This is a genomic window from Thermogemmatispora carboxidivorans, from assembly GCF_000702505.1.
In the GTDB taxonomy this organism is placed as follows: domain Bacteria; phylum Chloroflexota; class Ktedonobacteria; order Ktedonobacterales; family Ktedonobacteraceae; genus Thermogemmatispora; species Thermogemmatispora carboxidivorans.
The window spans coordinates 764951-789654 of the sequence record NZ_JNIM01000001.1 but is presented as its reverse complement, the minus strand read 5'-3'; the positions used below and the strand labels follow the sequence as shown (position 1 = coordinate 789654).

General features: G+C 59.4%; 20 protein-coding genes, 1 tRNA gene, 1 pseudogene and 1 riboswitch. Of the genes and pseudogenes, 6 read left to right on the top strand and 16 right to left on the bottom strand.

What is annotated here, in order from left to right:
• Window positions 1–5 precede the first annotated feature (5 nt).
• Window positions 6–1322 (bottom strand): annotated as a pseudogene (locus N688_RS03040) (Ppx/GppA phosphatase family protein); the annotation flags it as partial.
• A 326-nt stretch (window positions 1323–1648) separates the two neighbouring features.
• Here N688_RS03040 and N688_RS03035 point away from each other — a divergent pair.
• Window positions 1649–1734 (top strand) — tRNA-Leu (locus tag N688_RS03035).
• Between the two features lie 209 nt (window positions 1735–1943).
• On the opposite strand, the gene N688_RS03030 is transcribed toward N688_RS03035, so the two are convergent.
• Window positions 1944–2570 (bottom strand): TetR family transcriptional regulator, encoded by a 627-nt coding sequence (locus tag N688_RS03030; RefSeq protein ID WP_052887908.1) that lies wholly within the window; start codon window positions 2568–2570, stop codon window positions 1944–1946.
• Window positions 2571–2779: 209 nt separating this feature from the next.
• Here N688_RS03030 and N688_RS03025 point away from each other — a divergent pair, with 209 nt between their 5' ends.
• Both N688_RS03025 and thiC read left to right on the top strand, forming a co-directional pair.
• Complete coding sequence (locus N688_RS03025) at window positions 2780–3547, top strand: glucose 1-dehydrogenase (protein WP_202901825.1); 768 nt, start codon at window positions 2780–2782, stop codon at window positions 3545–3547.
• Window positions 3548–3736: 189 nt separating this feature from the next.
• Window positions 3737–3855: riboswitch (TPP riboswitch) on the top strand.
• Window positions 3856–3915: 60 nt separating this feature from the next.
• Window positions 3916–5253 carry a phosphomethylpyrimidine synthase ThiC gene (gene thiC / locus N688_RS03020; protein ID WP_202901824.1) on the top strand — a complete coding sequence of 446 codons (1338 nt, stop codon included), beginning with the start codon at window positions 3916–3918 and terminating at the stop codon, window positions 5251–5253.
• 141 nt (window positions 5254–5394) lie between these two features.
• On the opposite strand, the gene N688_RS03015 is transcribed toward thiC, so the two are convergent.
• Window positions 5395–7770 carry a phosphoketolase family protein gene (locus N688_RS03015; protein WP_052887906.1) on the bottom strand — a complete coding sequence of 792 codons (2376 nt, stop codon included), beginning with the start codon at window positions 7768–7770 and terminating at the stop codon, window positions 5395–5397.
• A gap of 520 nt (window positions 7771–8290) precedes the next feature.
• Entirely contained in the window at window positions 8291–9244 is a 954-nt protein-coding gene (locus tag N688_RS03010) for an MBL fold metallo-hydrolase (protein WP_052887905.1), read from the bottom strand.
• 639 nt (window positions 9245–9883) lie between these two features.
• Here N688_RS03010 and N688_RS03005 point away from each other — a divergent pair.
• A complete protein-coding gene (locus N688_RS03005) occupies window positions 9884–10222 on the top strand; it encodes a zinc-ribbon domain containing protein (RefSeq protein WP_052887904.1) in 339 nt (112 codons plus the stop codon).
• An 11-nt stretch (window positions 10223–10233) separates the two neighbouring features.
• Window positions 10234–10428 (top strand): 30S ribosomal protein S21, encoded by a 195-nt coding sequence (gene rpsU, locus N688_RS03000; RefSeq protein ID WP_052887903.1) that lies wholly within the window; start codon window positions 10234–10236, stop codon window positions 10426–10428.
• A gap of 149 nt (window positions 10429–10577) precedes the next feature.
• On the opposite strand, the gene N688_RS02995 is transcribed toward rpsU, so the two are convergent.
• Genes N688_RS02995 through N688_RS02950 form a run of 10 tightly spaced genes read right to left on the bottom strand, consistent with a single transcriptional unit; the run spans window position 10578 to window position 21093 of the window.
• A complete protein-coding gene (locus N688_RS02995) occupies window positions 10578–12362 on the bottom strand; it encodes an SAVED domain-containing protein (protein ID WP_052887902.1) in 1785 nt (594 codons plus the stop codon).
• 18 nt (window positions 12363–12380) lie between these two features.
• Entirely contained in the window at window positions 12381–13553 is a 1173-nt protein-coding gene (locus tag N688_RS02990) for an RAMP superfamily CRISPR-associated protein (RefSeq protein ID WP_052887901.1), read from the bottom strand.
• Window positions 13550–14218, bottom strand: coding sequence for a type III-D CRISPR-associated protein Csx19 (gene csx19, locus N688_RS02985; RefSeq protein ID WP_052887900.1), 669 nt, complete (start codon window positions 14216–14218; stop codon window positions 13550–13552). The genes N688_RS02990 and csx19 overlap by 4 nt, the downstream gene beginning before the upstream one ends.
• A complete protein-coding gene (gene csx7, locus N688_RS02980; protein WP_052887899.1) occupies window positions 14215–15273 on the bottom strand; it encodes a type III CRISPR-associated RAMP protein Csx7 in 1059 nt (352 codons plus the stop codon). The genes csx19 and csx7 (N688_RS02980) overlap by 4 nt, the downstream gene beginning before the upstream one ends.
• Before the next feature lie 27 nt (window positions 15274–15300).
• Window positions 15301–16251, bottom strand: a complete 951-nt coding sequence (csx7, locus tag N688_RS02975; RefSeq protein ID WP_052887898.1) for a type III CRISPR-associated RAMP protein Csx7 — start codon at window positions 16249–16251, stop codon at window positions 15301–15303.
• On the bottom strand, window positions 16251–16724 hold the full coding sequence (locus N688_RS02970; protein ID WP_052887897.1) for a hypothetical protein: 474 nt from the start codon (window positions 16722–16724) through the stop codon (window positions 16251–16253). Before N688_RS02970 ends, csx7 (N688_RS02975) begins: the two co-directional genes overlap by 1 nt.
• A gap of 5 nt (window positions 16725–16729) precedes the next feature.
• Window positions 16730–17239: a hypothetical protein gene (locus tag N688_RS02965; protein ID WP_052887896.1), complete on the bottom strand. Its 510-nt coding sequence runs from the start codon at window positions 17237–17239 to the stop codon at window positions 16730–16732.
• Window positions 17236–18525: an RAMP superfamily CRISPR-associated protein gene (locus tag N688_RS02960; RefSeq protein ID WP_052887895.1), complete on the bottom strand. Its 1290-nt coding sequence runs from the start codon at window positions 18523–18525 to the stop codon at window positions 17236–17238. Before N688_RS02960 ends, N688_RS02965 begins: the two co-directional genes overlap by 4 nt.
• Window positions 18522–19310: an RAMP superfamily CRISPR-associated protein gene (locus tag N688_RS02955; RefSeq protein WP_052887894.1), complete on the bottom strand. Its 789-nt coding sequence runs from the start codon at window positions 19308–19310 to the stop codon at window positions 18522–18524. Before N688_RS02955 ends, N688_RS02960 begins: the two co-directional genes overlap by 4 nt.
• Window positions 19294–21093, bottom strand: coding sequence for a Cas10/Cmr2 second palm domain-containing protein (locus N688_RS02950; protein ID WP_052887893.1), 1800 nt, complete (start codon window positions 21091–21093; stop codon window positions 19294–19296). Before N688_RS02950 ends, N688_RS02955 begins: the two co-directional genes overlap by 17 nt.
• Window positions 21094–21668: 575 nt before the next feature.
• Here N688_RS02950 and N688_RS02945 point away from each other — a divergent pair.
• Window positions 21669–22964 (top strand): phospholipase D-like domain-containing protein, encoded by a 1296-nt coding sequence (locus N688_RS02945; protein ID WP_202901823.1) that lies wholly within the window; start codon window positions 21669–21671, stop codon window positions 22962–22964.
• Between the two features lie 125 nt (window positions 22965–23089).
• On the opposite strand, the gene N688_RS02940 is transcribed toward N688_RS02945, so the two are convergent.
• Window positions 23090–24190, bottom strand: a complete 1101-nt coding sequence (locus N688_RS02940) for an isocitrate/isopropylmalate family dehydrogenase (protein ID WP_052887891.1) — start codon at window positions 24188–24190, stop codon at window positions 23090–23092.
• The gene (locus N688_RS02935) at window positions 24187–24684 is read right to left on the bottom strand and encodes a 3-isopropylmalate dehydratase small subunit (RefSeq protein ID WP_081839147.1); all 498 of its coding nucleotides are present in this window, start codon (window positions 24682–24684) and stop codon (window positions 24187–24189) included. Before N688_RS02935 ends, N688_RS02940 begins: the two co-directional genes overlap by 4 nt.
• Between the last annotated feature and the right edge of the window lie 20 nt (window positions 24685–24704).

The following is a 24704-nucleotide window of genomic DNA, read 5'->3' as shown; positions in this document are numbered from 1 at the left end:
GCAGGACGTTCCTCGGCCTTAGCTTCTGTCAGCAGCGCGTGCAGGTTCAGGAGCAGGACGTCGCTGTCACGTACGGCGCCTAGGAGGGCTGCGGTTTTTTTGAGGCGGCGATAGAGCTTCTTGAAAGCTACTGGTTCTAGATAGCCACGATAAGCGTCGAGAGCAGCTCGTAGACGCCGCGAGGCCACGCGCATCTTATGGACGGCTTCCTCATCTGCTTCCTTTAGCAGGAGACGGCGCCAGGAGAGCATCTTCTCCAGGCGCTCAGTCAGCAGGCGACGGCCATAGGCAAGGAAATCGTCCGGGAGAGCCTCTTCGGCAGACTGACGCTGATCGTGGCTCTGATCCTGACCGCCGACGGCCCCTTGACTCTCAACCTCGTACAGCCAGGCCGAACCGTGGCGCTCGTAGGCCAGTAATGCTCCCTCGCGAATGCCGTGGGGACTAATGAGTAGCTGATCCAGCCCCAGGCGCGCCAGCAAAGCTCGCAGGATCAGGGTGCCAGCAGGAAGGATGCGGGCCCGTTTATAGGGCTGCCCATAGCGCCCGGCGATCTCGCTCGCCGAGAGGGCCGCCAGTAATCCTTCGCAGTGAGCCAGGTCTTCGGCGCTGAGGGAGCGCTGGCTCTCCGGTAGGCCAAAGGCGCGCTCGGCCAGTAGCCAGAGAGAATTGGCGCTGCCACCGGTGGCAACTAGCACAGGCGGGTAGAACGGGATGGTCAGATTGCGCAGGGCATCTTGCAGAAAGGCTCGCGCGGTGGCCCGTTCCTGTCGGGTCGGAGGATCAGAGGGCAGGTAGCGATCGAGCAGCCAGCCAGAACCAATGGATAGGGAGAGACGCCAGGTAATGCGCCCGTCGTGAGCGGTGACCAGCTCGGTGCTTCCTCCACCAAGATCAACGACTCCGAGGTCAAGCGGGGCCCGCCCTGTGTGATAGAGTTCATAGGTGGCTCCATAAAAGGTTAGCACGGCCTCTGCTTCGCCACTGATGAGGGCCACGGGAAGCCCTACTTGCTGCTCAATCCGTTTGAGAAAGACTTCCCGATTGCTGGCCCGGCGAATGGCCTCGGTGGCAATCAGCAGGATGGTTTCAGCTTCCAGACGCCGAGCCAGGGTCACGTAGTGCCCAATGACCGCTAAGGCTTGCTCTGTCTTCTCCTCAGAGATCGCCCCGCTGACGTTGACGCTTTCTCCAAGACGGGTAAGATCAAGCTCATCGGCAAGAATGTCCAGGTAATCAGGCCAGCAACGGGCAACTACAAGGTGAATCGTGTTGCTGCCAATGTCGATGGCGGCTCGAATTGGCCGCGCTTCTGCTCCCATAAGCAGTTGTCTCGCTCTTTCTGCAGAACCTGTCTTGTCTTCCAGCCCAGCCCCTTTGAGACGGCTCGCTTCGTCTGCCTACTTCCGTTGGGCTGGCAGCCGCCAGGCACCAGGCCGCCTCTCAGGTAAAGCGACAGTTGGCCGCTTTTGTCTCATTATAGCATGCTTGCCTGCGGGCCAGAGAAGAGGGCCGGGATAAGGCGATCAATCGGGAAATTTGCCGGGAAACCCCTTGACAGAAAACCCAAGTTGGAGTAATATAGCCTCACGGAACCGAAAGCCCCGCCGCTCAGGCAGGTGGACAACGGACCGCATACAGCGTATAAGCCGAAGTGGTGAAACTGGTAGACACGCAACGTTCAGGGCGTTGTGCCTTACCACGGGCGTGTGGGTTCGAATCCCACCTTCGGCACCCTTTTTGAATTGCCATACGTGAGCAGGCTGCACAGGCCCTTTCACGTATGGCAGTTCCTTTTCTCCGTTGGCTGACCACGGCGGGCTTCTCTCACCAGTGGCCTGGTCATCCCTCCGAGTGAGCTGCCTCTGCCCCCTAGCTCTCTCTCTTCTACCCACGGCACTCGCTAGAAGCGCCTCGGGCATGGAGGTCAGAACCCAACGTGTTTAGTGCAGCGCCTCAAGATAGCTCTTGACGAGAGCCTGGAGGTCGCCCTCCGCTCCTTCATCAAGCCATCGTTCCAGCGCAACTCGCAGGGCAGCCACATGGGTTGCCACTAACAAGCGAAGCCTGCTACGCTCATATGCTTCCCCCGTGCGCTCCTGAAGAAGGTCACAAAAGGCCGTCTCAGCCTCTAAGAGGGCATAGAGATAGAAAGCAGCCACCGATGGAACCTGGCGGGCAATCTGATAGCGCAGCAGGAAACCTCGACGCTGTTGCTGGTAGAGATGGGCGATGTAGAGCATGACAGCTCTCAGCGCGGCGTACGCGGCCTCGCTCTCAGACTGGGCCTCCGGCAGCGGTAGAGTACGCAGGCGCTCGAGCCCGGCCCGCACGACAGCGCGTGTTGGTCCCAGTAAGACTTCTTCTTTGGATGGGAAGTAGCGGAAGAAGGTGCGCGGCGAGATCATGACCGCTTCGGCAATGTCTTGAATTGAGGTCTGCTCGTAGCCACGCTGCAGAAAGAGCTTGAGCGCGGCTTGCTCAATGGCTTCCTGAAGGAGACGCTTCTTGCGCTCGCGTAGGCCAGGCCGGACGGTCTGGTCCTGCTCTGAGATAGCTGTGTCGCTCATTCCTTTTTGTCTTTCATTGACTTTTGTCAGTTAGTGACATTATAATGCGAACAAGCGGCGTTGACAACCAGCTCGCATGTGCTCTGACGCCGCGGCTCTGGCAGTCAAGCGCCGCCTGGATCTGGCAACGAGCAGGGATGGCTCGGCGTTTCGCTTCCAATTTCTACGTTCTGACGTCTTCAGCTTAGCAGAGAAGGAGTAAGCAAGAGATGATGCGCTTCGAGCAACAGGTTGCCGTGGTGACAGGAGCCGCGTCGGGCATCGGTCGTGCACTGGTGCAGCGCCTCACTAGCGAAGGGGCAGCAGTGGTAGCTGTCGATATTGTAGAAGAGCCACTGCAGGCACTGGTGGCGGAATTGCAAGGGCAGGGGGCAAAGCTCTGCGCCTGCCGCGCCGATGTGGCCTCGGAGAGTGGCGTCGAGGCCATGCTGACGACCGCTACTTCGACCTACGGACGGCTCGATATCCTGTGCAATAATGCGGGTATCATGGACCTGATGACGCCCGCCGCCGAGGTTCCCTTAGAGTTGTGGGAGCGCGTCCTAGCGGTGAACCTCTACGGCCCCTTCCTGGCTTGCCGCCGGGCCATCCCGATTTTTCTAGAGCAGGGCAGCGGCACGATTGTCAATACGGCCTCCGAGGCTGGCCTGCGCGGCGGCGCTGCTGGCACTCCGTATACGGTCTCCAAGCATGGTCTGATCGGCCTGACTCGCAGCATCGCTTTCCACTACGGCGAGCGTGGCATTCGCTGCAATGCCGTCTGTCCGGGAGCGGTGGCCACAGCTATCGGTATGGGATCGGGCGTTCCGAGTCAGTCTGGCCTGGAGCGCGTTGGGACCTTCATCCGCGCCAGCGCTCCTTCGCGGGTGGCTTCACCTGACGAGATCGCCGCCGCTATTGCTTTCCTCGCCTCCAAAGAAGCCAGCTATATTAATGGGGCCCTCTTGCCCGTTGACGGAGGCTGGCTAGCAGCTTGAGTTATTCCTGCTCGAGGAGCGGTCGGAGCCTGGCAGTGTCCCGGCTCCGGCTGTGCCTCTTCCTTTTTGTTCCCCCTTGCTCGTACACCGCTCTCATCTGGCCAGGGAAGCCCGCCGCCGGCCATCGAGCGGGCCAGCTCAGCAGAATCGATATGGTATGATTCTCTCAGCAGAAGACTGAGCGCTTCTGATTGGACCTGGGGGAGCTCGGGCAATCCAACCGGGCTGAGAGGGCCTCTGTAAGCGGGGCCGACCCCTCGAACCTGACCCGGGTAATACCGGCGGAGGGAAGGGTCCGTCTGGCTGCCCAACCCGCTGCCGGTTCCCCTTCAGGTCAGTCAGCCCAGATCATGACCGGAGGTGGAACAGTGCCAACCCAGCTTGAGCAGGCCCGTCAGGGCCAGATTACCGAGGCGATGGCCTACGTGGCCCAAGCCGAAAATCTCCCCGTTGAAGCGATCCGCGAGAAGGTCGCTGCCGGCCTGGCAGTTATTCCAGCCAATCCCAATCATCGCACGCTCTCCCACTTCACCGCCATCGGCCAGGGCCTCCTGGTAAAGGTCAACGCTAATCTTGGTACTTCCTACGACTATGTCAATGTGGCAGAGGAGCGTCACAAGCTGGCCCTGGCACAGCAAGCAGGTGCCGACGCCGTGATGGATCTCTCGACCGGCGGCGACATCCCTGCTATTCGCCAGACGCTACTAGAGTCCTGCGAGGTTCCTCTGGGCACGGTGCCCATCTACGAGGCTGAGTTTCGGGCGGTGAGCGACAAGGGTTCTTTTCTCAAGATGAGTCCCGACGAGCTGTTCGAGACGATCGAGGAGCATGGGAAGGCCGGCGTCGACTTTATTACTGTACACTGCGGCGTGACACGTCAGACGTTAGAGCACTACCGTCAGGCTGGACGGGTGACAGGGATTGTTTCACGCGGTGGAGGTCTGCTGGCGGCCTGGATGCTGGAGAACGGGGCCGAGAATCCGCTCTACGAGCATTTCGATTGGTTGCTGGAGATCGCCCGCCAGTACGATATGACGCTGAGCCTGGGCGATGGCCTTCGCCCTGGATCGCTGGCCGATGATCTCGACGGTGCGCAGGTAGGCGAGCTGATCATCTTGGGAGAGCTGGTTGAGCGGGCACGACGCGCCGGCGTGCAGGTGATGGTCGAGGGACCGGGCCATGTACCGCTGAACGAAGTGCAGACCAATGTCCAGCTGCAGAAGAAGCTCTGTCGTGGTGCTCCTTTCTACATTCTGGGCATGCTGCCCGTTGATACCGCTGCCGGCTTCGACCATATCGCCGGCGCCATCGGGGGCGCTCTGGCAGGCATGCATGGGGCCGACATGCTCTGCTATTTGACGCCGGCAGAGCATCTGGGCCTACCTAACCCGCGCCAGGTCTACGAGGGCGTGGTGGCTTTCAAGATCGCCGCTCACGCTGCCGATGTGGCCCGTGGCCATCCCCAGGCCCTGGCACGCAACCGCCAGATGTCGGAGGCCCGTTATCGCCTCGACTGGGATACTCAATTGCAGTTGGCACTCTATCCCGAGGAAGCGCGGCGCATCTTTGCCGAGCGCGCTTCCAAGACGCGCGCCTGCTCAATGTGTGGACCATTCTGCCCGATGAACCTTGTTGAGCATGTACTGCGCCGACAACAACGGGATGGTAGCCTGCAATCGCTGGCGACAGAGCAGATGACTCACTGAGCGTAAGAGACAGGGGAGACTGCGAATGTCATCCCCTGATACGGGTTCTGTCACAGCTCTGCACTGCCCGGAGACATAGCGAAAGCGGCACGGGGAAGCGATTGCTGTATGCTCTTCCTCTGCGCCGCTTTCGCTGTGCAATTAGTCTCTCCAGGTCCAGTCACGTATCTCGGGCATATCTTCCAGGTGCTCGCGGATATAGCGATGGTGTTCACGTAGCCGCTCTTCGCACTCGCGCACGAGTGGCGCTGTGAGCTGGCGCAGGCGCGGCACGTGCTCCAGGGCCAGCAGGCAGAGATGGTAGCGGCTGACTTCGTTGAGGACGACCATATCAAAAGGCGTGGTCGTGGTCCCTTGCTCGTTGTAGCCGCGGACGTGGAAGCGGGCTGGATTGGGACGCCCATGTACAAGCTGGTGAACGGCGCGTTGATAGCCGTGGAAGGCGAAGATGACAGGCTTCTCCTCAGTAAAGTGGGCAACGAAGGTTGCCTGGTCGAGGCCGTGCGGGTGCAGCTCGGGAGGATAGAGCGTCATCAGATCGACGACATTGACGACACGTACCTTGAGCTGCGGGAGCCGGCGACGGAGCCACCAGGCGGCGGCCACGGTCTCCATCGTCATGACGTCGCCAGCACAGGCGAGGACGACATCCGGGTCGCCATCGTCCTCATTGCCAGCCCAGGACCAGATCGAGAGGCCACGCCGACAGTGCTCGATGGCCTCGGCCATGCTCAGATATTGCAGGTGCGGCTGCTTGTCAACCACGATCAGGTTGATGTAGTCACGGCTGCGCAGGCAGTGATCAGCGACTGAGAGCAGGCAGTTGGCGTCAGGTGGCAAGTAGATGCGGGCGATGCTCCCCCGGCGCGAAAGCAGGGTATCGATGAGGCCCGGACCTTGATGGGAGAAGCCGTTATGGTCGTTGCGCCAGCAGGTGGAGGTGAGCAGCAGATTGAGCGAGGCGATCGGCGCTCGCCAGGAGAGGGCCCGCGAGCCTTCAAGCCACTTTGAGTATTGGATGATCATCGAGTCGGCGATCATCGCGAAGGCCTCATAGGTGGCAAACAGGCCATGCCTGCCGGTCAGAAGGTAGCCTTCTAACCAGCCTTCGCAGAGATGCTCGCTGAGCACCTCCATGACACGCCCATCCGGCGAGAGATGGTCATCGCCGGGCAGGATGCGCTCCAAAAAGGTCCGGTTCTGGACGGCGAAAACGTCGCCGAGCCGATTGGAGTTGGTTTCGTCGGGACAGAAGTAGCGAAAGTTGGCCTGCTCGGCGTTCTCTTTGAAGATATCGCGGAGAAAGACCCCTAGCGGACGCGTATTGCTATAGTAGCTGGTAGCCGGTTTGGAGACGTCGACCGCGTAGGAGCGGAAATCTGGCAGGCGCAGGTCAACGAGCAGCTTGCCGCCGTTGGCATGAGGATTGGCGCCCATGCGACGCTCTCCCTGCGGGACCAGAGCCGCCAATTCGGGGCGCAGATGCCCGCCTTCGTCAAACAGCTCATCGGGGCGATAACTGCGCAGCCAGTCCTCCAGTAGCTTGAGATGGGCCGGATTCGTTCGTACTCCCTCCAGGGGAACCTGATGAGCGCGGAAGGTGCCTTCAATCGGGACACCGTCAACCTCCTTGGGGCCAGTCCAGCCTTTGGGCGTACGGAGGATAATCAGCGGCCAACGCGGTACGCCAGTGAGACCCTGGGTCCGGGCCTGCTGCTGGTAGCCGCGGATCTCGTGATAGCAGTGATCCAGGGTTTCGGCCAGAACCCGATGCACCGTGAGTGGGTCGTCCCCCTCGACAAAGTAGACGTGGTATCCATGCCCCGAGAAGAGCTGCTCAATCCGCTCATCGCTGGTGCGACCCAGCACCGTCGGACCGGAGATCTTGTACTCGTTGAGGTGCAGAATAGGAAGCACGGCTCCATCACGGACGGGATTGAGGAATTTGATGCTTTTCCAGGACCCTTCCAGGGGACCAGTTTCGGCTTCTCCATCGCCGACAACGGCAGCTACAATCAGATCGGGATTGTCGAAGGCAGCACCGAAGGCATGGGCTAGTACATAGCCTAACTCGCCCCCTTCGTGGATGGAGCCAGGAATGGGAACGCCGACATGACTGGGCACACCGCCAGGAGTAGAGAACTGGCGAAAGAGGCGACGCAGCCCCTGCTCGTCCTGGCTCACTTCCGGGTAGATCTCTGAATAGGTACCTTCAAGGTAGACGTTGGCAATCACCGCCGGACCACCATGCCCGGGTCCTGCCAGAAAGATCATATCGAGGTCATAGTCTTTGATCAGGCGATTGAGATGGACGTAGATGAGATTCAAGCCAGGTGAGGTGCCCCAATGCCCCAACAACCGGGGCTTGATGTGCTCGGGCTGTAGTGGCTCCTTGAGCAAGGGATTTTCCTGGAGGTAGATCTGCCCTACAGTCAGATAGTTGGCGGCACACCAGTACTTATGCATCAATTCTAGCTGCTGCTGGCTGAGTGTACGCGCTCCGGCAGCGGTCGACATGCTTCCCTCCTCTGTTCAGCGACAAACAAGGCAAGAATACCTACTTGACAATCATCAGTTACTCTAGCAGCTTTTGCGGCGATCCTCGCTCAAGGTCACAGCCGTAGCCATCTTCGGACATAGCCAGTGAGCCTCGCACGTTTTCTTTCTGAGCATAGCAAGGGCATCTCACAGCGTGCTCACTGCTATCCTGCTTACTCTCACAAGAACGGCACAGTGTCATACAATCAATAGCAGAGGTACACTAGCAACAGTTATCTCCGCTCTGTCACAGGTACGACTGGGCCACGCAAAAGGTGTCGCTGCGGTCCGTCCGCTAGACCGTGTTTTGTCCCCAGAGCGAGAGAGCGAGGCGGTTCAGCAGGAAGAGCGCGATCAGCACGATAGCGAGTAGATAGAATTGCCGATTCCACAGAGCAGGAAGCGCAGAGCGCGATGTAACTCTTTGAGCACGATAGCAGTGATCATCTCTCGCACTCCTGCCCCTGCCCTGGCACACGAGGACCGAGAAGAGGGAACATCAGGCAAGGTGCAGCGTGGTACCTACGCTGGTCTGGACATAGGCCCCAGGTAAGGCGCGAGCCAGCTCATGAGTTGCGCGCCAGCCGGTACAGTGCCCAGGCACAATGACGCTGGGGCCAATTGCCTGCAGCTCGGCGATGGTGCGTGGGATGATCGGCTCGAAGACGGCTCCGCTCAGGTGGAGGCCGCCCACAAAGGCATAGACCGTCTCGATACCGCTGAGCCGGCGCGCATGTTGAAGAATGTTGATGACGCCGGCGTGGCTGCAACTGGAGAGGACCACCAGGCCGCGGTTTTTGAGATGGCAGACGATAGCCTGATCATCCCAGACCCAGATATCGGGTTCCCAGCCGTGGTCGGTACGCGCTTGCTGCAAGGGAAAGCCTTTTTCAAAATCGGTGACGCGCTCAACTTGACCGGTCACCAGCACGGTTCCATCGAGCAGCAGCGAGGGACCTCGTTCTTCGATGATGGTCACACCTTCGCGATCGAGATCGGCCTGGCTCGGTGGGGGCATATGGATTTCGGTGCCGGTTGGAAAGACGATGCGCCGGTAGCGCCAGGCATCGGGATGGAGCAGCAAGGGCAGACCGCGCTTCCCCAGACGGTGAACGATGCCCTCTAGCCCTCCGTGATGGTCGGCATGGCCGTGAGAGAGCACGATGGCCCGTAGATCAGCCGGACGCACTTCCAACACATCCATGTTGTGCAGGAGCGTATTGCGTCCAAGCCCAGCGTCGTAGAGCAGAGAAGCGCGCTGCCCGTTGCTCGCCACTGTGAGCAGCAGGGCATAGCCGTGCTCGGCAATGAGCTGCTCGCGCTCGGTCCAGTTGATGGCCAGCGGAGCGCGCCGAACCATTTCGTTGCCAGGCAGCAGGACGTCAACGCTGTTGTCTACGAGGATGGTGACATCGACGCTGTCGACCGGCATCAAGGTCACTTGTTCGCTCATGATCAGTGCTCCCTTGCTGCAGAAGTAGCAGATCCATGTCCTGCTTATCAGTGTAATTCGCTAGAGGGCCTGCTGAAGCGGGCTGAGCTTGCCGTTCCGCCGCCAGGCCAGAGTGTGGAGCTGAGACGCGACAATACCAGCATACTGCAGAAACGCCAACGGTTGCAAGCCAGAGAGAGAAAGGGCGAGGGAAGGGAAGATGATGACCGTTTGGTATTTGCCAGTGAGCCTTGCTCTTCCTTTCCTTTCTCGCTGTCAGAGGTGACAGCGCACGCCTTCCGCTTCCACGGCTGTAGCGCCCGGAAGAAGGGAGGGAGGGAGGTATAAATAGACGAGCTTTTGGCGTTTGAGATGGGAGGCTTGACGGGAGAGGGCAAGTGTGGTATGCTGCAAAGGACACATGGAAGCGAACTGTCAGAGCCGCTGCCCATGGTTACGGGCAGCGGCTTTTTTTGGCACGCCGTTCTTTGTCATTCAGCGGCTCCGCGCCGACGCTGCCCCTACTCTGCTAGGCTCAGGTCGCACGCTCCCGCGCCTATCAGCCTTTTGCCGTCTGGTAGCTTGCAGATTAAGAGCGCTGTCAGACGAGTCCCAATGCATTTCCCTCCGCGGAGAAATGCGCGTAAGGAGACTATCTACATGATAAACCCTGGACAGGACCAAATCCTGGTCTGCCGCGAGTGTGGCCAGGAATTCACCTTTACCGTTGGAGAGCAAGAGTTTTTTGCCAGCCGCGGCTTGACCAATACACCCAGTCGCTGCCCCAGCTGCCGGGCGGCGCGCAAGGCGAGTGGCGGGCGCCGTGGCCGTGGCTACGGGCGCGAGGAGCGCCAGATGTATACGGTGACCTGCGCTAGCTGCGGTAACGAGGCCCAGGTGCCGTTCTTGCCCCGCGATGATCGCCCCGTTTATTGCAGCGATTGCTATCGTCCCCAGGAGTCGTACGGGCGCGGCCAGGGCCGCCGCGCGCGCTGGTAAGGCGGGCCGAGATGAGCGAAGTTCGCCTGAACCCTGACGAGTCCTTCGAGGTCGCCCTTAAGCGCTTTAATCGCAAAGTCTTGAACGCTGGCATTCTGGCCGAGGTGCGCCGCCGCAAACATTACGAGAGCCGTAGCGACCGCCGCAAGCGTAAGGCCGCCGTGGCTCGTCGCCGCCGCCGCCGCCATACACGCACACGCCGCTAGCTGCATACAAGGTCAGGAGTGCCTGACTGGTCATCCATAGCAGGCTCAGCAACAGCAGCAGTAGAAGAGCTGTCCTTAACAAGCGCTCGCTCTTCTACTGCTCGGCACAGCTGCAAGCTAGAGGCACAGTCTTGCTACTACTGTCACCTCTACAGTCGCTCTTCTTGCTGGTTGAGGGTAAAGACATAATGGTACTGATCCCCGAAGAAATCGTATAGGGAAATGGGTCCGAAGACATTCGCGTTAAATTGTTGGCCGATCAGGACCGCCAGCCCCGCAGGCAGCGATGAGAAGAGATGGATATGGGTAATACCCTGGCTGCGCAGGCGACGCAGGTCACGCCCAATCTGGCGCGCGATGGCCAGGGCATGGCTACCGTCCCTTACTCCTCGGGTGTGGTCTACTCCTTCCGGCATCCAATAATGGATGAAGCGGCTATAGTTAATTCTATTCTCCGCTCGTTGCATATATAGATTCAAATCATTTTCAATGTTGTTCGATATAGAAATAGCCACTATCGCTGTCCGGGGATCTCCCTCCTGGATACTCTCATCATATTTAAGAGGGGTACTATCGTCTTGCGGCCCTTTGCTATCCCAATACTGTCCTTCCTTTTCATCACGTACTTCCAGTCTCACGCTGCGGAAGATAAAGCCAAACAGATAGTCCAGCGAGAGGGCTGCTTTAATTGGGACTTTTAGACTCCCTCTAGAGTCTAAGCCCAAGACCGCGAGAAGACCTTCAATATCCTCCAGAGCGGGAACAATGAGGTTCCGCCATTCAGCGACTGGAGTGACACGTCGCACATTCCTATTCTCATCTTCAAGGAAAAGCTTTCTGGCATCAACCGACAGATCAAGCCTGGGGCTACCTTCTCCAAAAACAAAGGTGCGTAACCCAATCCAGATTTCATGGTTCTCCCCAGCTCTCACGCGGCGCTGACGAAAGGCTTCGCGCAGGATCTTGCGCGCAAGCGAGCGCAGCTTGCCGCTCACCACCTCCTGCTGGCTCACCTCCGGCTCAAGCTCGCTGCCAATAAAACTGGTCAACTTCTCGAGATCGATCTTTGCCAGGGCGCTCTGTACTCTCTTCCGGCTGACCCCCTGCAGGATCAAAACTATAGGAAATTCCGGCTCGCTTTCCTGGCGTTGCAGGGCGGCGCGTGCCTCGGACGGCCAGAGCTGCGGCTTCTTGAGGGCCTCGGGTGTAAGATAGAGCAGGTAGGCATCGGCTAACTCGCTCACGGCCCGCTCTGTGGCTTTTTCACGGATGCCGAGAAAGGGCAGATCCTCGCTGTCACGGTGCCAGAGCTTGAGGCCGCGCAGGCGTAGCATGAGTTCTAGCTGTTCGCGGTTTTTTCCAGCATCGCCAGCAGAGCTGATGAAAACGGTGGCCGGTCTGGTTGGGTCCTGTTCCTGCTGCTGGGATCGATGGGCATCGGATTGGCCAGCATTCACCGTCGTCTTCTCTTTCTCCTCTGTTCCAGAGCCCGCGTCGAGGGCTTCCCAGATCTTCCGAATCTCCTGAGCTATTTCTTTCCATGCTTTATTGCGATTATCTCCCTCTCGCTGGGCGAGGGCCTCCCCATTGCGCGGCAAGAGTTGCAGCTCGGCCAGGTCAGTGCCTCCGAGATCCACGGTCTTGTACAAGATTGGAATAAGCTCAGCATTTCCCTCCTTTGCCTGCTTCAAAGCCGTGCTGGCCTCTTCTCTCAGCGAAGACAAGAGATCAGGGCTGATAAGCATGATGATCAGCTTCGCCTGATTGATCAGCTTGCTCTGCTCCTGCTTCGGTGGTTTACCTGGTGGAGTATTTTGAATATCCCTTATCCCATTAAGATTATATAAGTGTTTGCTTAGTTCCTCAAAACCACGCTTATCCTCAATAGCATACAAGCAAAGAATTTCACGAGCTGTTGATTGGCTCGCTTCCATACGAAGATCCCCTTTCTACTAGGCAGAATCGCGCGTCTCAGCGATGCGCTTGCGGGCATTCTCGGGCTGATCGAACCACCCAGCTTTGTCAGGATAGTAGTATTTGACATTGGGATCGGGCGGCCAGCGCCAGATACGGCGCAGATCCTCCATCGCCAGCCGCTGCAAGTGCTCGCGTTTGAACTCTTCTACCAGCTCGTCGATAAACTGCGCCAGGGCCTCGCCCTGCAGTTGCTCTCTGCCGTCCTGACCACGCGCACTGAAACTGTAGCGCCGTGCATAGTCGATCAACTCCAGACGCAGCGGCTCCAGAGCAATCGAGCCAAGGCCCAGCGGCTTGGCGTAGCCGATCTTGTGACACATGCCCTCTTCGAGCACAATGGCCAGCAGCAGCGCACCCAGCTCATCACGCTCCAGATTGGTAAAGTCGAGGCGGGCGTAAAAGACGGTGTCGTTGCCCAGCGGGTGAATGTAGCGGTTGGCCGGCTGCGCGCGCGTGAAGTAGACATAGTCGCCCGCCTGCAAAGGCTTCCTGGTAGGATCATGGTGGAAGTAGAACTTACGCCCGGCGATGTAGCGCTCTTGCTCGTCGAGATAGAAGGCGCGATGATGCGGCTTCGGCTCAACCAGGGGCTTGGTATACATTGGCCCGTAGAGAGCCACCGTTTCCGGGTCGACCTGGGCATCGCCGATATTCACTTTGCCCATGAAGATGCTTTCCCGCTTGTGCTCTTTGAGCGAGCCAAAGATCCGGCAGGCGATGCACAGATGGGTATCGTCCTGGCAGTGCAAGAATTCAGGCTTGACTTTATCCTTATACACCGCCTTATAGCGACCCCGCTCGCCTGTTTTTTCCTGCTCATAGTTACCATCGAAGAGCGTCAGGCAGCCGTTGCCCAGGGTTTCGACCAGGCTGCGCAGCAGGCCCTTGAGCGAGGTGCCGGGAATGATATAGTGGCCAGCTCCATCCTGGATAAAAGGTTCTGGCTTACGCGGATCTCTGATCGCTTTGCCGGCAGCCGCCAGCGAGTAGGCCGGGATAAAAATGGGAGTACGTGCCGTCAGGCGCAGCTCCAGCCTGCCGCTGTAGAGGCGTGGCAGGCCCACGCCAAAGAGGCGGTGATGCCAGACGGGCTTACGCCGCTCCGGGGGACGGCTCCAATCAATGCGCGCGAAATCATACGGGTTCATGAGCGACCTCCTCTGGTCTTTGTGGGCACTGGCTCGGCTTCCAGTTCCAGGCCAGCAAAGCGAAAGTAGACCGTCGCCCCATCTGCAGGATCGCAGTAGCAGTAGATTTTCAGCGTTACTCGCTTCGTCGTCGACAGCAGCTCGACAGGATAGAACAAGGGCCGAGGAATGCGCGTGGTGAGAAAGAGGCGCGGCTCCTCTTCAGGTGCTACTCCTACCTCTTGCGGCTTCACGCGACGGGGGCGCTCTCCGAAAAGATAGTATTGCGTCGAGCGACGCTTGAGACCTTCCACCGGGCGCGAGCTGGCCCGCAGATGTTCGGCCAGCAAGTGCGCCTGTCCCAGGTAGACCACGCGCAGCTCTCCCTCGCTGCCATCCCAGCGCAATTCCCCCTCTTCGCAGAAGACCCGTCCCCAGCTATAAGCAGTCCACGGCAGAGGGTCCTGCGCCATTTGTTGCACTTCGCTCAGCCGGGCGAAGCGCACCAGCAGGCGCCGCATTTGCCGGTTATCATCCACAACCCTGCTGGGTAAATGCTCGCCGAGAAAGAAGGCCCCTGAAGGAAAAGGCTTCACAAGCTGTTCAAGGACAGCGCGCGTCACAGATGCGCTGGAGACAACCTCACCAGACTGCGCGTCACATGCAGGAGATGCTGTTTTGCTCATACGCGTCCTCCTGCTGCCAGGGCAGCCAGCACTGCTGACTCCTCTGGCCATTCCTGGATGCGGCGAATAAAGTGCCCAATGGCCTCCTCGCGGAGTTGCGCCAGGGCCTCATTGGTGAAGACACGCAGGTGGCGAATGCCGCGCGGGCGTCGCTCAATGCCAGCAGGCAGCTTGACCAGATCGTCATACCAGGTCCCGTAGCGACCTAAGCCCGTCTCCCTGACAGCAGGCCTCTCATTCAGCCAGCGCCCCAGTCCCCACAGCTCGCTGACCGGCTCGCGCGCGTCGCTGCCGCGGATGGTGGCCGTGACAAAGCCGCCGGGCCAGCTCTCATGCTCCTCCTCGCTGATCGCTCCTTTGACCCAGCCCAGGCCACGCGAGCGCCCTGAGCCAATGTGAATCAATCCATCCTCCAGGTCTTGCAGAACCACGAAGAGCATACCAAGCTGCCAGATCTCGAAGTTCCGCAGGTGAATCGCGCATTCAAAGGTGACCCCTGCGCTGATGACCTCCAGCTCAAATTTGGCCCTGTGGGCGGCGCCGCCGGTCAGGCGATCGATACCCACACCGTCGCGCAGCTCGCGGACAGGGGCCGAAACGAGATAGGCATCGCCGATGGCCAGGCGCCCGATAAACCAGGTTGAACCGAAGAGGCGACAAACCGGGCAGGAACATGCATAGACCTCATCAGTATGGGCTTCGAGATAGTGGCGACGCTGATCATTGTCCTTGGCCTCGCTAGTGAAGCGCCCGCCACAGGAGTCGCGATAGGTGCGGCGGCGCTCCTCAAGATCGGCCTCCTGCCCCTCGCTGCCAGCGAAGGGATAGCAAACCACACGCGGTCTCAGGCTGGCAATAATCTTCTCCACGTGGCTGCGAAAGACCCCTTTGAGCGAACTGCCGGGCAGGAACGGCTCCTGACGTCCGTTGCGAAAGGTCAGCACTGGCGTCATGTCCGGCCCGCCGACCGTAGACAGGCCCGATTTGACAAGCAGTGGGCCGGTGGTGGTGATGCGCAGGCGCAAGCGGGCTTCATTGAGGAGTTGTTTAAGCATCGGTGACAATCCCTCCCGTCTCGTTCGCTATTTGGCCTTAAACAGCAACTCAATCTGCTTCGCCAGGAAGCCCTCACCGTCTTCGACGCGGTGAAATTTCTCTTCGGGACTGCGCCCAAGCAGGTAACGCTGCAGACGCCGGGCGCGCTCCTCGGGGCGTAGCCCTCCACTCTTACCGTCGGCGTCCTCTTCGCCTTCCAGTTCCAGGATGTAGACGCGCAGGTCGCGCAGACGGCAGGCCCCCAGGCCGCGCGAACGCTTGCCGCCGATCGATCCGAAGCCGTTGACGAACTCGCTGAGTCCCAGGCTGAGCAGCCAGAGATCTTCCCTGCTGGCGTTCTCCAGAGTGATCTCCAGGTCAAAGGCAGTGCTGGCCGGCACGACCTCGTAGTCGTACTTGAGGCCCTCCTTGGCGCGCTCGCTGTCGCGCTCGATGGCCACACCGTCGCGCAGCTGAATGATGCCGTTCCATTCCTCCTCGGGAATGTAGAGGTCGTTGACATTGACCCGCGAAGCAGAGAACGGTGAGCCAAAGAGTCGACAGGTGTGACAAAGCTGCTCTAGAATAGGGAGCAGATCCAGCTCGCCCCGCCGACGCCTCTCCTCAGCTATGGTGCGCTGGCGCGCAGTCGGGCAGATGTTATCAAGGCTTCCTCCCCCTCGCTGGATCTCTTCTAGCTCTTCTTGTTCCCTCTCAATGAGGCCGCAGGTGCGCAGGCGCGGCTGAGAAAGATCGGCGAGAGCGGCCACCAGCTTCTCAACTGTGCTGCGCAAGGCCCCTTTAAAGCTCGAACCCGGAATGAAAGGGATGTTCTCGGCCGTCAGGACAATCGGGCTTCTGCTGCTGCTCAGGGTGAGCTTGCCACCGCCGATGTGGAGCGCCGTCTCCATGACAAGCCGCCCTTTGAAGAGATAGCGGTTGCGCAGGCGCAGCCGGCGTACGGGATCATTCTCATAGAGCTTCTGATCAACTGCCATTATCGCTCTCTCCTGGAGAATTCTTCTTTCTTCTTTCTCTTCTGCGCTTGCTCCCCTAGCAAGCGACTGTTTTCTGCTGCCAGATGCTGGATGAATTCGGCCATCAACTGCGCCATCAGCTCCTCAGTCTGAGTGCGCACCGCCTGCGGCCCCCCCTGATCACTGAGCAGATGGAAATCGTTTTTCAGACGTTTTTTCTTCATGAACTCCATATATTCTTTTAGCTTTTTATAGAATGTTTCTGTATTCCTTTTATCTTGATGCCAGTTACGCTCGGTCTGATGGGTGACGAAGTCGCGCAGCGCCTGGTAGTTGAGAGCCAGTGAGATGGCATGCAGGCCATTGATCTGGCTATTGGGCAGGGGCTCGCAGTCCTCCTCGTCCAGCAGCTGACGTATGAAGTCCACCGCTTCTGGATAAAGCACCTCGTCGCTCAGTAGGGCAATCCTGTTAATCTGTTCCTCTGAGAGCATGGGCGCTACCTCCTTCGCTCCGTAAAGGTCTTTAGCTCCTTGCGGCCCTCCATTGCAGAGCGAAACTCATAGTGGGCCACCATCGAGCGGATAAACTGGCGCATCAAGGAGAGATGGACACGTCGACGGAGTTGGCGGTCCTCCTCAGTTTTCTCGCCGATGCCCAGCTCCTGGCAGACTTTATCAGTACGCGCGGCCAGATCCTGCTCCAGAACGCGCAGCAAACGCTCGCCGAAACCTGTTTGAGGATCAGCCTTATCGTCCTTGAGAGGCAAGCACCAATAGTCAAAACGGGCGATTTGCTTCTTGACATAGTCCAGGACATCGCTGCGCTTGAGCGTTCCATTGACGATAGCCTCCAGCCCAGTCATCTGCGAGCGGTGTTCCTTTTTCAAAGCGACCGCCGCATGGTATCCAAGACGCTCGGCCAGCTCATAGAAGTCCGGTCTATCTGCTTCCTTGCTCACGGCAATCACAATCTGAATCTCAGGGATCGCCTTGACCTTTGTGCTCATGACCACAACACCTCAAAATGGAAAGGATCAGACACGCACACCCGACCGAAACCCTCGTTGCGACGGCGACCGATGCCCTCCTCTTCCAGGCGGAAGAGGGCTTCAATCAGCCGATCAAGGCCAGCGCCGCTGCGCTCCCAGTAAGCGAAGAGGAAGACCGAGCCGCGTTCAATGGCGTACTCCGCCGGACGCGGTAGCCCCCATAGGTCGTTCCAGCCGGTTACCCGACGCAGCGCTGCCGCCGTGTGCAGACAGCGCAGATCATCGCTGGTGAAAGGCGGGCCGAGCAGCTCCGCCAGAGCGGTCTCATCGATGCGCCCGCGATAGCGCAGGAACTCATCGCAGAGGATGGTCGGCGAATAGAGCGTAAGGGCAAAGTAGAAAGGCTTCTGGTCGTTGCATAGCTCATGACTGGCCAGGTAATCCTTCAGTCTGCGATCGAAGGTCAGCAGGCGCTCACGGAAACGAGCCAAAGAGGTCGCTGCATCTTGCAGAGGAGTCAGCGTCAGCTCAACTGCGCCGAGGCCGCGTGTGCGCCCCGTTCCAATGCGCACCAGACCCGAATGGCCTGCCTCCTCGATAAAGCGCTGGAGCAAAGGGGCCTCTTCGTCGGAGGCTTTCACCAGTCCCCAGAAGCAGGTTCCCTCGTCCAGAACCTCGCGGTTGTAAAGGATCTCTTCCTGTACAGTTCCTCGCAAGCGGTCGATACCGGTATGAGTTTGTAGGTGTCGTCGTCCACGATAATCGGCCAGATGAAAGGTCCCGTTGTGTCGCGCATAACAACCGGTAATGCTCTGCATCGAGGCACTGCACTCCTCAATGGGACAGGAGTGCAGGTTTTTAAGCGCCTTGATCGCTTGCGGCTCGTCGCTGGGCTGCAGAGCAAAGGCGGCCCAGGCAAAGAGCGTATCACGCACGCCGTGCCCGTTCTCGTCCGCTTCCTGACCGCTAGCGCTCTTAAAGCCTGGGTGGCGCTTGCAGCTTTGGGCCGTGCGCGGCAGCGGATGGACAGGGCTGAGGGCTATCTCTTGCTGAGCCTTATTTTTCTTCTCCCCATGCGAGACCAGAGGAGCGAGCAACAGGTCAGGAAATTGTACGCGCCCGCTGAGAAAGAGGCGACTGAATTCGTCACGCTGGGTCGGATAGAGCAGACGGTGCAGACCAGCCAGGCTACCGGCCAGACTGGTGCCAGGCAGGTAGTCCAGGCACCCAAAGCCAGAGGGGGCATGATCAGCGCGAATGGCCAGCGGTGCGCGGGCTTGCAGCAGCAGGGCGAAAGCTTTCATTCTTCATCCTCCTGCGCCGTCGAATAGTACATCAGCTCGTCGAGACGCGCCAGCCAGCCGCGCCATTCTTCGGGAGAATACTCCTCACCGTTGATTTCCAGTCGCAGCACGTCGCAGCGACAACGCCCCTTTCCCGTTGACTTGTTGGCTCCGAGCTGCTCGACCAGGTGCAGGCCCGCGAGCAAGAGCAGCAGCGAGTACGTCGGGCTACGCGGCTCCTCATCAAGAGGCAGGCAGGTTAGCCAGCCGCGAATGGTCCCGGAGAAAGTTAGATGGCGCCGCCCAAACTCGCTGGTATAGAGGGCACCAGGGACCGCCGTGCGCGTGAGGCGCCGCAGGCGTACCTGCGTATAGGGAGTTATCAGGGCTTCGGGAGCTTCTTGCCGTCCTTCCGCCGTGGATGCTGTCCCTGTAGTCGAAGCCGCCTCTGAGGCTGCCGAGAGGCGAGCGTTGTCGAAGAAGAGCGTTCCGGGCAGCATCTGCGAGCCGAAGATACGTGTGATCATGCTGACACGTGACCCGAGGCCGCGCAGGGCCAGCTCATCATCGTGCGGGGTAGCCATGAGATGGTACATTTCAGCCAGCTCCTCATAAGTGCGGGCCAGCCGTTCACAGTATTCACGGACGACCCCTTTGAAGGTGGCGCCGGGCACGTAGAGCCAGCCCTGCCGATCGCGCGCGACCGTGCGATCGACCAACCCCTGACGGAAGCCGGTCCCGAAGTGGAAAGGGGTAAGGAAGGTTAGTCTGTAATCGATCGACAGACGGTCAGTCCTCGCTTTCACGCTCGCCCTCCTCTGCTGCCACAAAATCGTAGAGTTCGACCAGGTCGAGCAGCGGCGTCAGGTAGATCTCTCGCCCCGACTGACCCTGGTCTTGAAGCCGCGACCAGGGGAAAATGACATGTGGGAAACCCTGGATATTGCCAGAGTTCGTCTCTGACTGGTTCCCCGAAAGGAGATAGCGCTGACTGAACTCATAGAGCCATCTCAGCAGAAACTCACGCTCTCTGTCGCGGCAGCCCTGCAAGGCCGCCAGGGCATCGAGAACGGTGCTGGTCCGGTTCATTTTGAGCACGGCCTCGCGTAGCTGATGCAACTTGGAGCGCGGAAAACCCAGGCGCTTCGCCTCGCGAATGGCTTGTAGCAGATTCTCCAGCACGGGGAGCCGATAGGGGCGCAGCGTGGCACGGAATTCAGTGTCGGCCTCACGCTTGCAGTAGACGGTCTTGTAGAGATAGTCAAATTCGTGAGTGCCAGCACCAGCTACAACCAGGAAATTGACGCGTGTGTCGTCGCCATCTCCGGCGTCACGCCACTGGTCCATCCGGGCCTGCTTCTTAGCGAACCTGAGCGCATTCTCCGCCAGATCGTGCATCAGGCCGAAAGGATACTTCAACGGGGCAAAAACTACCCCCACTGAGAGTGTGCCCTGCTGCTTACCTGCCTTTTCACGGAAGACACGGGCCACCTCCAGGGCCACGCTAAGGGCACGATCACCGCTGGTCAGCAGCATCAGGTCGTCGCCGCCAAGCAAGAGCACATCAAAGGGGAAGAAATAGTCGCCCTGTGGCTGAGCTTCTTGTCTTGCCTGATCATTCTCCTCCTCGTTGTCCTCCTCATCCAACAGGCCCTTCACAGGGACCGGCTTGAGGTGTTCGGCGACCGCGCTCGCCAGGGCCTCGCAGATGGCATCGTCGATATCGCTGGCGAATTCTTCGATTTGTTTGAGGGTCGAGAGCTTTTCAATCCTGCTGCCCATCCCGTTGCCATCGGCGTAGATCAGAGCAAGATAATCTCTGACACTATCTCGACCGCTGCCGGCAACGGCGCGCAAGGTATCGATATCACGCGGGCGCTTGGGTACGATTGGCTTGCCATCTTCCAGAAAGTAATCAGGCGCTATTCTATTTAATCGATGAATCAGGTTGGCCCAGAGTACCGCTCGCTTCTCCTCCTCGCCAGAGCCCGGCCTCACTTCCTGGGGTCTGGCCGCCATGCTCTCGATACTTTTCTTGATCTGGGCATCCTCTCTTCTCTTCTGAAGGCAGACAGGGCAGTAACGCTGCTCTTCTTCCCGCGGCTCTCTCCAGGGACTTTGCCCAGCAGCATATTCAAGGCCGCAGGAGTCGCAGAGCCGGAGCAGTGGATGGGATGGCCGGGCCACGATGGCGGGTGGGCACTCCTTGGCGCGGCGCAGCTCGTAGCGCAGCAGATCAAGCTGCTGGTGCAGATCAGCCTGCCGGAGATCATGCCCAGCCAGCTCCGCCGGCAGCCGTTGCACAGCGCCCGTGATAGTAGCCCCACCCTGGGTTTCTTCGCGGTACCTGGCCTGGATTCGTCTCACGAACTCTTCGGCTTTCTCCTCTGCCAGCAAGAAGAGGCCCGAGCCGCCATTAGCATAGATCACTCGCGCGTTGGGATCGAGATCCCTGGCGATGGCCCCCATAACCTCACGGTTGAGTCGGTCGAGGATGGAGCTGGCACCCCGGATCTCTCTCAGGCGATCGGTGCTGAAGACGTAGTTTTTGATACGATCGGTGTCGAGCGCTACCAGCGCATAGACCACAGCTGCACTACCTCCTTCTGGTGCCTATAATTGGCTCAGCAGGTTCAGCCGGCAGGCAATAGGAATATAGCATAGTTATAGCTCTCCTCCCCTAAAGGGGCATATGATTTTCTTCACAAATTTTTATGAATTTCATTGATAAAACCTGTCAAGCAACTGCGTTATCCTTAATAGGATTACTTTTTACTAAAAAATCTCCCCAATTTTTCAATCTCCATGATATGTAAATATACCTTAGATATGGCACTCTGGCAATCTATAGTTACACAAGTGACCAGCAATACCTATGCAGAAGCATGAGCGAGTTATGGCCAGAGAGTAAAAGGGGCTATCTCTCATAAGAGAGGCAATCCGTCGGGAAATTTCACCCCTGCTCCATTCTCACCTTCCCCGAGGGGGGCAAAGTACGCTATCATATCAAGGCAGCCGGGAAGAGCAGAGGACAACGGGGGTGCCTCAGCCAACCGCCATCGGCACTCGCAGGACCAGCCGGGCTGGACCGGGCCGCCCATGAACCAGCCAGAAGAGCACACACAACAGCCATCCTCACAGACAGAACAAACGGAGAAAATCACATGAGGCATAGAGAGCACCGAGAGCGCAGCAGCCCAGCAAGCACAGCGATGGCCTTGCTCATCTCCCTCGCACGCCACTTCTCCCTGAAGCGTCTGCTCCTACGCACCGTGGGGGCCATCCTCAGCGCACAGGCCATCACCCTGATCATCCTGCAGGTCATCTCTCGTCAGCGCAAGCGCTATCTCCCCCAGGGCGGCTTCCCACACACGCGCTTTGCTGAGGTCACCATTGGACAGGATCACCTGCAGCTCTACGACTACGGGCGCGACCTCTACGACGATATGCTCGCCGCCATCGACTCCGCTCAAGAAACCATTTATCTGGAATCATATATCTGGAAAGACGATAGCGTCGGTCGCGCCTTCAAAGAACATCTCATTCGCAAAGCTGAAGAAGGCATAGCCGTCTACGTCATCTTCGACTGGTTCGCCAACCTGGTCGTCCCGCGCAAATTCAAAATCTTCCCTCCCACCATCCATGTGCTCCAGTACCAGGCGTTCCGCTACCCCTGGCATCTTTTCGACCCGCGACGCTATGCCCTCGATCATCGCAAACTGCTCGTCGTCGACGGCCAGATCGGCTTCATCGGTGGCTATAACATCGGCGAAACCTACGCCACCAGCTGGCGCGACACCCACCTGCGCATCCGCGGGCCAGCCGCCGCCGATCTGGCCCAATCCTTCGTCGACTTCTGGAACCAGCACGTACCCGCCTATGAGCGCATCACCAGGCGCCACTCGCGCTGCTTCAACCCGCTCATCAACGTGCGCGGCACCAGCGCCATGCGCCTCATGTTCCCCATCCGCGACATGTACATCGAGGCCATCGACCGCGCCCAGAAGTTTATTTACCTCACTAACGCTTACTTTGTTCCCGATTCCATTCTGCTCGACGCCCTCAAGGCTGCCGCCCGGCGTGGTGTTGACGTCGAGATTCTCGTCCCCTGGATGTCCAACCACATCATTGCCGACTGGCTCTCGCGCAGCCACTTCAGCGAGTGCCTCAAGGCCGGCATCCGCATCTTCGGCTACCGCCACATGCTCCACGCCAAAACCTGCACCATCGACGGCGAATGGTCAACCATCGGCACCGCCAACCTCGATCGCCTCAGCTCCATCGGCAACTACGAGATCAACGTGGAGATCTACAACGGCGACCTGGCCCGTCAGATGGAGGTCCTTTTCAAGTACGACAAGACCAACGCCTTCGAGCTGCGCCTGGAAGACTGGGAGCAGCGGCCCTGGTACGTGCGCCTGAGCGAGTGGCTACTGACCCCCTTGCGCTTCTTGACATGACTCCCCACCCGCCACTGTCTCGCAGCAAGCAAAAAGAGAGCGCGCCCCTGAGCCGCTGGCAACCTGCGTCATCTGCCAGACTCAGCCGGGCGCGCTCCAGCTTTCTATCGTCCGCTCGTCAGTCTCTAGAGCAGCTGCTCCACCGCCGCCACGAATTCCTCGGTGGTCGCCCTGCCACCCTGATCAGGAGGCAGCACCTGCCCGCGCCGATAGACCTCAGCAACGGCCTCCCTCAAGCGCCGGGCCTGCTCCCCATAGCCAAGATAGTCCAGCAACATCGCCCCAGAGAGCAGCATGGCCGTCGGGTTAATCACCCCCCTGCCAGCCAGATCCGGCGCGGAACCATGCACTGGCTCAAAATAGGCATAGGCGGGACCATAGCAGCCACTCGGCGCCAGACCAAGACCCCCAATGCAGCCAGCGGCCATATCGGCCAGAATATCGCCGTGCTCATTCGACAGCACGACCACATCGAGGCTCTCAGGCACTGCTACCATGCGCCGCGCCAAATCATCGATGAGAAACTCCTGATACTCCAGCTCTCCAGAGCGACGCACCGTCTCGCGCACAATCTCGCGAAAGCGCCCATCGGTGCGTGGCTGAATCGAATACTTGGCGCCGAGCGTCACCCGTCCCGGATAGCCCTGAGCCTTGCGCTCCAGGGCCAGCTCACAGGCCGCCCGCGCCACATAGGCCATCTGCTCGTCGGTGCAGATGCGCACCGCATAGGCCCCCTGACGGTCCACCGGCGGCGGCAGCCACCAGGTGGAGCTACTCGCCAGGGCCGCCAGTTCGGCCAGGTCTCCTTCGCGCGGCGGATACATCCCCTCCAGATTGTCGCGCACAATGAGAAAATCGAAATGCTCCGGCTCGCGCATCGGACTGCGATAGCCCGGCTGCCAGCGCACCGGACGGATGTTGACGCGCGTATCCTTGCCCCAGCGCAGATACCAGAGCACAGGCCGGCTTGGTCCGCCGCTGGCCCCAAAGAGCGTACACACCGCCCGATCGATCAGCTCCCGCGTCTCTTGGGGAAAGGCCCCCCCATAGCGCCGCTCAGCTTCACGTCCGCTGCAGCCCTCGACAAACTGAAGCTCCGGCACCAGGCGACGCAAGACCTCCACTGTGGGCCAGACCACCTCGGGCGCAGCATCGTCTCCGGCCACAACACAGATCAGCGCCGGCTCGTCCGGGACCAGCCCCCGCCGAAAGATGGCCGCGCTCATCGCAGCGTGCCCTCACGCCGGATGTATTCAATGATGCCCCCGGCCTCCACAATGCGCGCGATAAAAGGCGGCAGCGGCTGCGCCTGAAAACGCTGGCCAGTGGTCAGGTTGGTAATCAGGCCCTGCTCTAGCTCAACTTCGGCCTCTTGCCCATCCTCGCTATTGAGTACAGCCTCCTCGCAGATCAGGACAGGCAGCCCGATGTTAATGGCGTTGCGGTAGAAAATGCGCGCAAAGCTGCGGGCAATCACCGCCTTGACCCCACTGGCCTGAATGGCCGCCGGGGCATGCTCGCGCGAGGAGCCACAGCCAAAATTGTGGCCGGCCATAATAATGTCACCCTGGCGCACCTGCTGGGCAAACTCCGGTAGAATCTCGCAAAGGCAGTACTTCGCCAGCTGCGCACGGTCGGTTGTGACATTGTAACGCCCCGGAATGATGACATCGGTATTGATATTATCACCGAGCTTCCAGATACGTCCCATGCTCTTGATCGCTCCTTCTCTCACTCTCA